The organism is Bacteroides coprosuis, assembly GCF_020741705.1.
In the GTDB taxonomy this organism is placed as follows: domain Bacteria; phylum Bacteroidota; class Bacteroidia; order Bacteroidales; family Bacteroidaceae; genus Bacteroides_E; species Bacteroides_E coprosuis.
The window spans coordinates 15,552-30,036 of sequence record NZ_DYYK01000105.1; the positions used below are offsets into that span (position 1 = coordinate 15,552).

The 14,485-nt window shown below is 34.3% G+C and carries 7 protein-coding genes and 1 pseudogene; 7 read left to right on the forward strand and 1 reads right to left on the reverse strand.

The genetic code is table 11. The features are described 5' to 3' along the window. Positions 1-72: 72 nt before the first annotated feature. Positions 73-4,086, reverse strand: coding sequence for a hybrid sensor histidine kinase/response regulator transcription factor (locus tag K8V80_RS06105; protein WP_276776142.1), 4,014 nt, complete (start codon positions 4,084-4,086; stop codon positions 73-75). Positions 4,087-4,398: 312 nt separating this feature from the next. Here K8V80_RS06105 and K8V80_RS06110 point away from each other — a divergent pair, with 312 nt between their 5' ends. The 7 genes and pseudogenes from K8V80_RS06110 to K8V80_RS06140 form a co-directional block, all read left to right on the forward strand. Then, on the forward strand, positions 4,399-6,315 hold the full coding sequence (locus tag K8V80_RS06110; RefSeq protein ID WP_276776145.1) for a heparinase II/III domain-containing protein: 1,917 nt from the start codon (positions 4,399-4,401) through the stop codon (positions 6,313-6,315). Positions 6,316-6,336: 21 nt separating this feature from the next. After that, positions 6,337-7,017, forward strand: coding sequence for a carbohydrate binding domain-containing protein (locus K8V80_RS06115; protein ID WP_276776148.1), 681 nt, complete (start codon positions 6,337-6,339; stop codon positions 7,015-7,017). A gap of 31 nt (positions 7,018-7,048) precedes the next feature. Then, entirely contained in the window at positions 7,049-10,243 is a 3,195-nt protein-coding gene (locus K8V80_RS06120; RefSeq protein WP_276776150.1) for a SusC/RagA family TonB-linked outer membrane protein, read from the forward strand. Positions 10,244-10,257: 14 nt separating this feature from the next. Continuing rightward, a complete protein-coding gene (locus tag K8V80_RS06125; RefSeq protein ID WP_276776152.1) occupies positions 10,258-11,997 on the forward strand; it encodes a RagB/SusD family nutrient uptake outer membrane protein in 1,740 nt (579 codons plus the stop codon). Positions 11,998-12,028: 31 nt separating this feature from the next. Next, positions 12,029-13,045: a DUF5017 domain-containing protein gene (locus K8V80_RS06130; protein ID WP_276776154.1), complete on the forward strand. Its 1,017-nt coding sequence runs from the start codon at positions 12,029-12,031 to the stop codon at positions 13,043-13,045. An 11-nt stretch (positions 13,046-13,056) separates the two neighbouring features. Next, positions 13,057-14,271 carry a glycoside hydrolase family 88 protein gene (locus K8V80_RS06135; RefSeq protein WP_276776157.1) on the forward strand — a complete coding sequence of 405 codons (1,215 nt, stop codon included), beginning with the start codon at positions 13,057-13,059 and terminating at the stop codon, positions 14,269-14,271. A 99-nt stretch (positions 14,272-14,370) separates the two neighbouring features. Then, positions 14,371-14,485: pseudogene (locus K8V80_RS06140) on the forward strand (sugar kinase); the annotation flags it as partial.

The window sequence follows — 14,485 nt, forward strand, 5'->3', positions numbered from 1 at the left end:
AAAATACAATTCTTGTATACTATTGTGTGTAAAGATATGCTTGTTGAATGTAATTACTTTATAATAAGTAGTTTACTCTTTTCTGTAATCACTAGGTGTTTGTTGATATGCATCTCTAAAGCATTTGCTAAAATAGTGTGAGGTGTTAAATCCTGTCATAGTAGCAATCTCTGTAATGTTTAATTCTGGATGTGCTTTAAGTAGATAAGCCGCCTTTTTTAAACGTATGGTCGAAATGAAATTATTAGGAGTTTGACCTGTTAAAGCTTTTATTTTAGTAAATAAGTTTGTTCTTGACATACCCATCTCTTTAGCAAAATCATTTAGATTGAACTCTGTATTATCCATATTCTTTTCAATAATGGTTGAAGCCCTTTCCAAAGTCTCTTTATCCAAGGGGTTTGTTGCTAGTTTTTGTGCGGTCATTTGGGGCTGTTTGCTGAAAACCTCTTGCAATAAGCGCCTGCTATTAATAAGATTATTACACCTCGATATTAATATTTCCATATTAAAAGGCTTAGAAATATAATCATCAGCTCCAATTTTAAGCCCCTCCAAGTTGTGCTCTAAGGATGTTTTAGCAGTTAATAAAATGAATGGAATGTGACAGGTGTTAATGTCTGTCTTTACTGCTTTGCAGAGTTCTATTCCTGTCATTTTAGGCATAACAATATCACTAATAATAATGTCTGGATTTTCTTCTTGAACTAGTTTCAATCCTTCTTCACCGTCAGGTGCATCAATTACTTCATAGAAATCCTTAAAGATATCTACTAGGGTAAGTCTTAAATCTGTATTATCTTCTACAATTAGGAGTTTTGTATCTTTGTGTTTGTGATTGGCCTTTTCTAGCTGAGGCTTATGTTCTTCTATAATTATTGAAGGTTTGTTTATTTGACTGACTGATGTTTGATCAAAGTCTGGCTTTTTAAGTTGATCAGGAGAAAAATGACTATTTCCAAGTTTTAGATAAATAGAGAAAATAGATCCTTCTTTAGGAGTACTCTTCGCTTCTAATACACCGTGGTGTAACTCAATGATTCCTTTACTGAAAGCCAATCCAATACCACTACCGGCATGAATTAGGTCGCTATTATCTACTTGGTAAAACTGATCGAATATGTGTTGGAGGTCTTCCTCGTCAATCCCTTTCCCCGTATCGCTGATCTCAATAATGCAATCTTGGCTACTTACAGATAGATGAATATTGATTTCTCCTCCTTCAGGAGTAAACTTAAAGGCGTTAGATAGTAAGTTGTTAATAACTTTCTGCATGTGTATATCACTAAACCAAACAGAGAGTTTTTTTACTTCAGATGAAAAATGAAAGTGTATGTTTCTTGTGAGTGCAAACTCTTTAAAAAGAATATAATTCTCTTGTAGAAAATCTACTATATTATGTTCTTCAACTCGTATTTTTATATGTCCTTCTTCTTGTTTTCTGAAGTCTAATAATTCAGTGATTAGTTCATTAAGCTGAAGACTATTTTTGTAAGAAGTCAATATCTTATTGTATATGTTCCCCGGAAACTCTTCATGATCTAGTAAATAACTCAGCTGACCGATAATGACTGTTAGAGGGGTCTTAAACTCATGAGAGATATTGGTGAAAAAGTTTAATTTAGACTGGTTGAGCTTTTCTAAATTTTTAATATGCTCTTTTTCATATTTTAATGAGGTCTGCAACTCTAGTCTCCTTTTGTAAGTCCTAATTAAATAAAAGCTAATTAATCCAAGTATTGTCAGATAGGAGATGTAAGCTAGTGGAGTTTGATACCAGGGGGGCAGTACTCTTATTTTCAGAGTTGCCTCATTTGCTGTTTTTTGTTCGTTATTTAACTCTCGAACGATCAGATTATATATCCCTGGGGGTAGTTTCGTATAGGTTATCCTTCTATTGGGATATTCCAAAGTGATCCATTTGTTGGAGAACCCTTCTAGTCTGTATTCCAGACTTTTTTTGTTATAGGGTATAAAGTTATTAGTTGTGACATCTATATCTATAGTGTTCTCTTTAGCCTTTAGAGTTACTTCTTGAGTAACTAAAAGAGATTGAGATAAGATAGAGGTAGAATCGTTGGGAGATATTTCTTGATTATTAATAAATAAACGGTCAAAATAGATACTATACTTTTTAGATGGCATCTCTAAATCTTCGAGTTTAAAAGACATTAATCCATTCATTCCTCCTATAAAAACCTCTTTATCTTCGGTTAGATAGAGTGAGTTATCATTAATAGCACTAAGAGGTAAGCCTTTAAAAACGCTGTAGTTTTTGAAGGTTGATTTAGTTTTATCAAAGAGAGAAAAACCTAAATTGGTTGTAATTAAGAACGAGTTCGGATGTGTCTCTATAATATTATAAATAAAATCACTGATTACTCCTTCTGTAGTTCTAAAGTTGCGGATAGATTGATCTTTAGGGTTATAGATATCTAATCCTCTGCCAGAAGTGCAGAAGAATATAGCTCCATCTTGATCTTCGTAAATACTATTGATGTTGTTACTGCTGATAGAGTTTGAGTCTTTTTCTGAATAGAAAAAGTGTTTTATTTCGTCATTTTTTAAATTTAGTTGATATACCCCTTCACCAATAACAGATATCCATAAGTTTTCTTTAGAATCTAGTAGTAATGAATAGGTATCTTCTATCTTAGATTCATATTGAGTATTTTTAAAAAGATTTGAACTTAAATTATTGCTTCTGTTAAAAAGAGAGACTCCTTTGTCTGTAGCAAGAAATAGAAAATTTCTCCAAGGTTGAATGTCTCTGACAATATTAGATGCAATTGTAGTACTATCTTGTTCCGAATGTTTAAAAGCCGTAAAACGATTGGTTGCAAGTTGGAGTCTATTTAAACCACCGAGATGAGTCCCAAACCAGATTTCATCTCTCTGGCTGTCATAATAAATTGCTTTTATGTTATTGTGTGATATGCTATTATCAGACTTTAAGGGTAGATACCATTTAAATTTCCCGGTTTTTCTATTTAATACGTTAACTCCTGCTCCTTCTGTGCAAATCCATAAATTGTTCTGATTATCCTCAGTCATTCTACCAATGATGGGTGAGCTCAATCCTTCTTGTTCTTTTGTAGAGGCTTTATATTCTTTATGAATTGTCAGTTCAGGATTGAAATAGTTTACTCCACCAAAATAAGTACTAATCCAGATTGTTCCTTGTTGGTCTTTGATGATAGACCATACGGAGGAATGACTTAAGCCTCCTGTAGAGTTAGTGGGCGTATAGTGCTGTACTTCTCCTGTCGCTTTGTTGTATTTGTTAAGTCCTGCAAAGGTTCCAATCCATAGATTACCACTATTATCCTCACAACATTCTCTTATAAAATTAGACGAAAGAGTATGGGGTGAGGGAGATTCTTTAGTGAAATGCTTTATAATATTATTGTCTTTTAAGCAAAACAAACCTTCATTCCACGTTGATATCCAAAAAAAGTTTTCAGAGTCTTTGTATATATTCGAAATCGGACTCAATGATGAGAGGACTTGATTAATATCTTTTGTGTTTAAGTTGAGTAGGTATAAGCCATCATTACATCCTAAATACATCTGGTAAGAGTCTTGGTCTATATAAATAGAGGATATAACAAGGTTGGAGGGTAGGTTATATTTAGCTATGAATTGTTTTACTTTTTCATCGTATTGATAAACTATATTTTTGCGTGTTACGTAGAGATGGTCTTTATAGTATAGGCCGTTCAAACTTGAATCATGCCATAAGGAGGTAAATTGCTCTTTAATAATGTCATACTCAGATAATCCATCTGTACATAGTACATATATTTTTCCTTTTTTATTTCCTGTAATTCGCTTGATATTATTGGAGAATATAGTTGAGGGCTCATCTTTGTCGATCTGATAAGAGTCGATGGAGGAGCCATTATATTTATTCAAGCCTTCACGTGTACCTATCCATATATATCCAAACTCATCTTCGTACAAACTCAAAACGGAGTTATGTGATAAGCCAGACTCAGTATTTAGGTGTCTAAACTTAATCTCTTGAGCACATATCTTGTTGACTAAGAGAAGTAAAAAAAATAGGGCAAAAAAATATCTACGCATCTAATTCTTATGAATTTAATTAGTGTGGGTTGTCATTATAAAATATAGGATAAGGATATAGGTTAGGAGTACAAATTTATATCTTTTTTAAGTAGAAGAGAAATAAAGTACAATTTTACCTTGTATTATTTTAGTATAATTATTGTTTGTAATCACTTGTTATATAATCTGTTGTACGTTTTTGTACGTTTAATGTTTGATATTGTACAGCTATATATAGCAGATAATATATGTTTACGCATGCAAAATTGGAGTGGTTATATCACTCTTGTAATAATTTAAGACCGATAAATAAGAAATCATAATTCAACTATGAAAACGCATGTTGTAGCAGTAGTTTGCTTTATCTTTAACTCTTTCTTAGGGGCCTCTTATGCTCAAGATTATTTAAGTTCTCGTTATGACTTGAATGAGGTGAAAACATCATTAGTTTTAGATCAAAAATGGGTGCCTTATCCAAGTTATACAGATAGATCTGGATGGGATTCTTTTTTAGGAGAAAACAAAAATAAGGTTATAAAAAGAGGGGAATCAAAACTGAATTATAAATGGGCTTTGATAACAGCAACCGATTATTTAGCCTATGAGCGTACAGGTAATCGTAAGTTAATGGAGGATGCTCATACTGCTAATCAAAATGCTCTTTCCGACTTATTATTAGCAGAACTAGCAGAGGGAAAAGGTCGTTTTCTAGATCAAATAATAGATGGAGTGTTTTTACAATGTGAAAGAACTTCTTGGGTTTTATCTGCACATTTACCAGCTCAGCTCTCAAAAAGAACTTTACCCGAAATAAATGATCAAGTTATAGATTTAGGTTCTGCTCGTCTAAGTGGATTATTGGCTTGGACTTACTATTTCTTACATGAAGAGTTTGATAAAATTAATCCAGAAATATCCAACAGGTTATACAAGGAATTATATGATAAGATGATTATCCCCTATAGAAATGAAACTCGTTATTGGTGGATGGCTCTTTCTGGGAACAAAGGACAGTTAGTCAACAACTGGAATCCATGGTGTAACTTTAATGCTTTGCAGTGTTTATTCCTTTTAGAGAAAGATGCAGAACTTCTAGCTCAAGATGTCTATAAAAGTATGCGCTCTGTTGATCAGTTTCTTAATTATATAAAAAGTGATGGGGCTTGTGAAGAAGGTCCATCCTATTGGGGACATGCTGCAGGAAAGTTGTACGACTATCTAAGAATTTTGAGTTGGGGAACGGGAGATCATATCTCTATATTTGACAATCCTCAACTTAAAAAAATGGGAGAATATATCCCCAATTCCTATGTAGGTGAAGATTGGGTAGTTAATTTTGCCGATGCTTCTGCACGTTTCTCTGCTGATGTTGCTTTAATTTATAGATATGGTTCGGCGGTAGAGAGTGAACCTATGAAACGATTTGCATCAGAATTGATTCAAGGTGGTAAAAACTCTCTCACATTTGGTGTTGATGTGTTTAGAGCACTTGAGTCCTTGTCTTTTGACTCAGAAATTCGCACTAATAATCTTCCTTATAAGAAGGCGGAAGTTATTTCATATCCTGAAACTCAATTTTATTACATCAAAAACAAAAACTTATTTTTAGCATCGAAGGGAGGGCATAATAACGAGAGTCACAACCACAATGATGTGGGAACCTTTTCTCTTTATTTAAATAATACTCCTCTGATTATAGATGTGGGAGTAGGTACTTATACCCGTCAGACTTTTGGTCCTGAACGTTACTCCATCTGGACTATGCGCAGTATATATCACAATTTACCAACGATAAATGGCTCAGAGCAGGTTTTTGGTTCAGAGTATAGAGCTACTGACGTGAATTTTTCTGCCAAAAAGAAAAGTTTGTCATTAGATATTACTAAGGCGTATGCACCAACAAGTAACACTACTTCTTGGAAAAGGAGCTACCAGTTGAATTCTACTGCACTAGTTATAACAGATGAGTTTGAAATAAACTCAATAATTAGTCCGAACAGAGTTCATTTTATGCTTTGGGGTAATGTTGATATTACTACTCCAGGTGTAGCGTTAATAGATGTTGATGGAAATAAAGCTCGACTAAACTATAAGGCTTCTGAGTTTAAAGCAGAACTGGAAACAATAGAGTTGTCAGATCCTCGATTGTCAAAAGTATGGGGTAAATACATTTATAGGCTGACTCTTATTTCTCAAAAACCCAGTTTAAAAGGAAAGTACCAATATACCATAACCCCGTTCAATTAAAAATAAATAAAACACGATAATATGAGAAAAATAATTTTGCTAGTACTTAGTGTAATTGCATTAAGTGCTAAAGCCCAGACGACTTTAATAGCAGATGGAGGGTTTGAAAACCAGCCTACCTTTCAAAATAATCAATTACCTCGAATAGCAGGTTTTGGAGAGTTGGGTAATCTGGTACAAAAAACAAATCCTACTATTGATAGAGAATTCATGATCGAAAGAGGTCAATGGTTTAAGAAAGCAAGTAACTCAGGCTACCTAACTGCATCTATTATTGATTCAGATAGTTATGCAGGAAAGAAATGTGTTTTGCTTAGTGTTGGTAAAAATTCACCTCAGAAGAACTTAGATAAGTGGGAGACTACTGCTATTGCTCAATTTGTAGAAATAGAGCGTACAAAATCATATACACTTCGCTTTTATGCGAAAAGTAATATTGATTGTGATAAGATATTTGTGGGTGCTGTGACAGGAAATGGAAGTGTCATAGAGGGATCAACCTGGGTAGATATAACTCCTGAGTGGAAAGAGTATTCTTTGACTATTACTCCAGGTGTACACCCCAAAAGTGGTGGATACACCAATAAGCTTTTAGATCGATCTGCAGTCGTTATAGGTTTGGCTACAAAGTACGACAATAATGATAGGTCTATTCAAATTTCAGTATTGCTAGATAACATAGATTTAATTCCCAATGAATAATTATTCTAAACTATTAATAAACCTCTAATAAATGAGAACACGTAATTTTATATTAAAACTAAGCTTAGTAATCAGTTTTGTATTTATTACTACAGCTGTGTTTGGACAGAATGTTACAAGAGGAGTTGTAACTTCAGAAACTGGAGAACCATTAATTGGAGTCACAGTTAAGTTAAAGAGTGATCCACAGAAAGGTTGTATAACAGATATTGATGGAAATTTTATGCTCTCAATGCCTACGAAGAAAGAGATGCTTGAGTTTTCATACATTGGTTATAATACTCGTGAAATAGCTGCGGATGCTAAAGCACCGATGACTGTGATTCTTCGTGAAAGTTCTGAACTTTTAGAAGAAGTTGTGGTTATTGGTTATCAGACTGTAAAAAGAAAAGATTTAACAGGGTCTGTAGGTCAACCCAATATTGAGGATATGACAAAGACGCCTGTGAGTAGTTTTGATCAGGCGCTTGCTGGTAGAGTAGCAGGTGTTCAAGTATCTTCTGGTTCTGGAACACCTGGAGGAGAAATGAATATTGTTATTCGTGGTAAATCTACTCTTACTGGAAGTACTGATCCCTTGTATGTGGTTGATGGATTTATAACAGATGGTTCTGTTGGTCGTTCTATTAACCCAAATGATATTGCCTCTATTGATATTTTAAAAGATGCTTCTGCTGCTGCTATTTATGGTAAAAGAGGAGCTAATGGAGTGATCATTATTACTACTAAACAAGGTAAAATGGGTAAACTTCAGGTAGCTTATGACTTTGATGCTGGAGTACATTGGGTTCCCAAAAAGATAGAGTTAATGGATGCCTATCAGTTTGTGAAACTGCAAGAAGAAATTCTTTCAGAGAAAGACATGAATTCAGGCTATTATAAAGAACTAGATGGACATAAATTCTCTGCTGAAGATTATTTAAATGTTCCTCAGTACAAGTGGCAAAATGAAATCTTTGAGTCTGCTTGGCAACAGAGTCATAATATACGATTAACAGGTGGTTCACGAGAAGCTAGATACAATGCCTCTTTTAGATATTTTGATCAAGATGGTGTAGTTATTAATTCTAATGTAAATCGTATTCAGGGTTCAATAGGTACAAATATTCGCCACAATAAACTTCGAATTAACATTAACTCTCATTTTGATCGAAAAGTAACTTTGGGTAGTGATCCTTCTCAAAGCTCACACAGTGGAATGAACAATTTATTCTTTAGTGTTTGGGGATATCGCCCAGTAACCGAGCCAGGTGTACCCTTAAATAGTTTAATGGATAATATTAGAGATGAGTCTGTAAATGCCACAAATGATTATCGATTCAACCCTATTATGTCATTGAATAATGAGTATAGGAAGTTTTCTACTACTATTGTTCGATACAATGGTTTTGCTGAATATGAATTGGCTAAGAATTTATTCTTCAAAGTAAGTGGAAACTATGTAAGTAATAAAACTAGAAATGAAACTTTTAATAATTCAAAAACTCGATATGGTTATCCTGGTTCTGTGAATGGAGTTAACGGACAACTTTATAATAGAGAAGTTTCAAGTTGGTTAAATGAAAATACAGTTCGCTATAATACGACAATCAATAAAAAGCACAACTTAAATGGAGTGGCCGGTATTACTTTTGACGGTAGAATGACAAAGATCAATAATGTACAAGCTACTCAGATAGATCCAGCCTATGAGTCATTAGGTATGGCTTCTCTTCAAAATGGAAAATCTGATGCTTATATGGTGTCTTCTGCTATTTCAAAGAATCGTTCAATGTCTTTCTTAGGTCGTATTAATTATGACTACGATAGTAAGTATTATTTGACAGCTTCATTTAGAGCAGATGCTTCTTCTAATTTCCATAAAAATAATAGATGGGGCTATTTCCCTTCATTCTCAGCTGCATGGAATTTCACAGAAGAGAATTTTGCAAAGAGTATAAAATCAATTTTATCATCAGGTAAAGTGAGAGCAGGTTGGGGACAGTTAGGGAATGATGCTGTTTCAAACAATGCAATCTATGATGTCCTTGGACAGAAAAAAGGTATGTGGGGTTATACAAGTTCTGGTCAGTATGGACATGCTGTTTATCCTTCAGGCAATAGACCATTGGTTGGTGTAGTGCCAATTAGTTTTGGAAATGAAGCATTGAAGTGGGAAACAACTAATCAAACCAATTTAGGTATTGATCTCTCATTCTTTAACGATCGCATTACCTTCTCTACTGACTTATATTATAGAAAGACGAAAGACTTATTAGACTTTACAAACTTACCTATGACTACAGGTCATGGTGGAGCTTGGGTAAATATTGGAGAGGTTAGTAATAAAGGGGTAGAATTTAGTTTGAACACAACTAATATTGTGAATAAGAACTTTTCTTGGACTACTAACTTTAATATCTCATTTAATAAAAATAAGCTAGAAAGCTTGAATCATGGACAGGCTGCTAAAATGGCTTACGCTGAGTTTGATCAAAACTATAACTCGCAACCTAGCTATATCGCAAAAGTTGGGCAACCTATGGGGATGATGTATGGTTACATTTATGAAGGCACTTATAAATTTGAGGATTTTGATGAGGCTGGTGGTAACTATATGTTAAAACCTACTGTTCCTGCATTTTCTGGTGTAGCTAATACTCAGCCAGGATATCCTAAATATAAAGACTTGAATGGAGATGGAGTAATTGACTCCAATGACCGTGCTATTATTGGTAGAGGAGATCCTATTCATACGGGTGGTTTCACTAATAACTTCAGATATAAAGATTTTGATTTAAGTGTTTTCATGCAATGGAGCTATGGTAATGATATTTTGAATGCCAATAAGCTAATGTTTGAATCTGGTAATAATCAGCAGAAGTACTTAAATCAGTTTGCATCTTATGCTGATCGTTGGACTTTTGATAATCCTACTAGTAATATTCCGAGAGCAAGTAAAGCTTCTTCTAACCAAGTCTTTTCTTCTCGAATTGTGGAAGATGGTTCATTCCTTCGCTTGAAAAATATAACCTTAGGCTATTCACTACCTAAAGTAATGGCTAAGAAAATGAGTTTAGAACGCTTAAGACTTTATGTCTCTGCAAATGATCTCATCACTTTCTCTGGCTATAGTGGTTATGATCCAGAAGTATCAATTAGACCAAGTGCTTTGACTCCTGGTTTAGACTTCTCTTCTTATCCTAGATCTGCTTCTTTTCACTTTGGAGCTAATATTGAATTTTAATCAAGATGTTTAGTATGAAAACTATTAAAAATATATTTTTCGGATTGCTGGTTGTTTTAGGCTGTTCATCATGTAATAGTTTCCTTGATGTAACCCCTGCAGAATTAACTCAAAAAACATTTTATAAGTCTGAGAATGATTTAAAATCTGCATTAATTGGAGCTTATGCTCCTCTAAACTATGAGCAGTTTTATGGTGGAATTTATCCACTCTATTTGACTGGAGGTGATGATTTGTCTTTTTATCAAAGACCAAATCCCGGAAATCCTCCTACAAGTATGCTATTAGCTAATGCAAATAGTAGTACGGCTGAGATTGCTACATTTTGGAAAGCTCTTTATGAAGGAATTAATAGAGTAAACCTTCTTCTTGAGAACGTGGATAATAATAAAGAGATTTCACAAGATATTCGTAAAAGAACAGCTGCAGAAGCTAAGTTCTTGAGAGGCTTTTTCTATTTTAATCTGACACAGGGTTGGGGTGATGTTCCATTGGTACTTGAATCTTTAAAAAAGATAGATGAAAGTATTTTTAAGAGCAGAACTTCTAAAGAACTGGTTTATGATCAGATTGTAACAGATATAACTGAAGCTCTACCTTTATTACCAGAAGTAAAAGATTTAAGTCATACTGGTACTATTACTCAAACTGCTGCAAAAGGTATTCTTGCGAGGATTTATCTTTTCAGAGCTGGGGAACATTATAGAGATGGCGTAGCAGAAGATGCTAATACTCGTAAATATTATGAGGAAGCAAAAAAGTGGGCTCTAGAAGTAAAAAATAGTGGAGTACATGGTTTAGCTCCTGCTTATGATAAAGTATTTATTGATTTATCTGCTGATAAATACAATTCACAAGGAGTCAATGAGAGTATGTGGGAGGCAGAGATGACAGGAAATCGTGAAGGTGAAATTCAGGCTGCTGGTAGAATCGGAAACACAATTGGCTTTGGTAGTCGTATAGACTATTCACAAGTAGATGGTATTAAAGATAACACGGGTATGGTAAATCCTGGCTATAGCTACCGTTTCATCTATGGATCACTTAAGCTTTATAGAATGTATGAGCAAGAAGGCGATGTTGTAAGAGGAGATTGGAACATTGCACCTTTTGAATATACTTATGCAGAAGACTCTAAGGGTAACAAGACAGGTGTTGTTGTTGGACGAACCTACTATTTTGGAAAGAAGCCTAAAGAACTAACAGAAGTAGAAGGAATGCCTTGTATAGAGTTAGCAGAAGGTGATTACAAAGGATATCCTGACAGTCAGTATAAGACAAGATGTGCTGCTAAATTTAGAAGAGAATACGAACAAGTAGTTCCAAAAGCTAAAAACTTTACTCCTATTAATTATCCTATTTTACGATATAGTGATGTGTTATTGATGTTGGCTGAGGCCGAAAATTATTTAAATGGTCCTACAGAGTTGGCTTATGACTGCATTAATCAAGTGAGAACGAGAGCAAAAATTAAGCCATTGACAGGGCTTGATCAAAAATCCTTCTTGGAAGCCATTAAGAAGGAACGTGCAATGGAGCTTTGTTTTGAAGGTGTAAGACGTTGGGATTTGATTCGTTGGGGAGACTTCTTGAAGTATATGGGAAATATGCAAAACTATGTCAATGATGAAGACTGGAACCCAGCTCACAAATATGCATCAGAATACTATCAAGTAACTCCTGCCTATAATTATTTCCCAATTCCCGACCTGGAGATTGGCTCAAATCCATTAGCTCAAAACCCTGGTTGGTAAGCCTATTTATAGAATCTTAAAGTGTAAATTCATGAAAATTAGATACAATATATTAGCTGTGCTGCTTGTATTCCTTGCAGCTAGCTGTTCCAATTCATTGGAAGAGAATGTTAAGTTTGATGTAAATGCTGTGGTTGGCAACGAAATGCAAACAGAAAACATTACTGTTAAGAAATCGCAACCAATAACATTTGAGTTTAATGGCAATCCCGACTTTATAACTTTTTATAGTGGAGAGTCAGGAAAAGATTATTCAATGAAAGACAAAACGGAGTCTTCAAAAGAAGATATAACGACTCGCCTAGAATTTACTGCTGTGGCACAATACGGAAATTCAGAGGGCATATTCAAAGTCTTTCTATCAACTGACTTTTCGGGCTTAACAAAAGATCCTAAAAAAGATTTACAAAATATCAAAAGCAATAATTGGATTGATATATCTGATCGTTGTGAGCTGCCTATTACTCCGAATGCAGGTAAACCTAATCAAATTAAGTTATCAAGTATTGCACTAGATGAGTATTTAGATAAAGACATAACGATTGGTTTTCTATACAAACCCTATCACCAAAAGGGAGCTCAGTCTACATATGAAATAACTGATCTAAAGATCATTAATACGGATAAAAAAAGTGGTGAGGAATCAGAGTTTTTAGCTACATCTATGGGTTTTACTCCTTTTGATGTAAAAGAATTAGATAAAGAAGATGGTAAACCTTACCAGGCAGCTAAGTCAAGAGGAGAGCATGGAGTGTGGTATCTTGGTGGTTTAACAGAAAGTCCTTCTATGTTAAGAATTCAATCTTCTTCTGCTCCAGCTGATGGAGTATCTTTCAATGAAGATTGGTTGATTTCAGTACCTCTTAAACTAAATTCTAGAACTCCTGATAAAGGTGTTTCAATCAAGACTATTCATACCTACCTTAATCAATACGAATACAGATATGATGTTCCTGGAGAATATAACGTGACATTTATTGCTCGTAATTCCAACATTGATCATCACTCTGAAATAATTAAGCAATTCAAAGTAACAGTAATAGACTAAATTAGAAAAGTATGAAAAAAGCATTATTAGCACTGTGTTTACCTCTAGTTCTCTTCGGATGTGCAAATAATTCGAATCAAACAGAGAGTGGTACTAATTTATGTGACAAAATTGATGAAACTGTTGATGTCGCAAAACAACAAATAGGGTATCAAGTTAAATTAATAGAAGATTCAGGTACATTTATAAATCCTAGAACTACTCATAATGATGATATCGTATATGTTCCAGAGGATGACTGGACAAGTGGTTTCTTTCCTGGTTGTGTTTGGTATATGTATGAATTAACCAAAGAGGATAAGTGGAAAGATCTTGGAGTTAAATATACTGAAGCATTAGACTCTGTGAAGTATTTGAAATGGCATCATGATGTTGGTTTTATGATAAATTGCAGTTTTGGTAATGCTTATCGTCTTACTGAGAATGAGGCATATAAAGATGTGATTATTGAAGCAGCAAAATCTTTATCATCACGATTCCGTCCTGCTGCTGGAGTTATTCAGTCTTGGGATGAAGATAGAGGCTGGCAAGGTGAAAGGGGATGGATGTGCCCTGTTATCATTGATAATATGATGAATCTTGAACTTTTGTTTGAAGCTTCAAAACTATCAGGAGATTCTACTTATAGAGATATAGCTATTAGTCATGCTGACACAACGATGAAGTATCAGTTTAGAGAAGATAATAGCTGTTATCATGTAGTTGATTATGACAAAATTAAAGGAGGAATGCGTAGTAGATGTACAGCTCAAGGTTATGCAGATGAATCTGCGTGGGCAAGAGGACAGGCATGGGCTATTTACGGATATACAGTGTGTTATCGTGAAACAAAAGATCCTAAATATTTAGAGATGGCTAAGAAAGTTTATGACTTTATTTTTACTCATCCTAATCTTCCTTCTGATTTAGTTCCCTATTGGGATTATGATGTTCCTGAAATTCCAAATACTCCTAGAGATGCATCTGCTGCTGCATGTACTGCTTCTGCATTATATGAGCTTTCAGAGTTTATTCCCGAATATAAAGCTACTGCAGATAAGATTATGGATTCTTTAACAAGCCCAGCTTATCGTGCAATCGTAGGTACAAATGGAAATTTCTTATTGATGCACTCAGTGGGAAGTATTCCTCATCATACAGAAATTGATGTTCCGTTAAATTATGCTGATTATTATTTCCTTGAAGCTATGGTACGTAAAAGAGCTTTGGATTGTAATCAAAAATAATTTGCTTGCCGAAGAAATTGTCCTAGAGTACTAGGGCAATTTCTTTATACGGCAGAATAGAAAAATTTACTCAGTTATTATAAAATAATAAGAATACAAATGAAGAAAGTAGTCACATTTGGAGAAATCATGTTGCGTTTAGCAACACCTGGATACCAACGTTTTATCCAGTCAACTAATTTAAATGCCACCTTTGGTGGGGGTGAAGCCAACG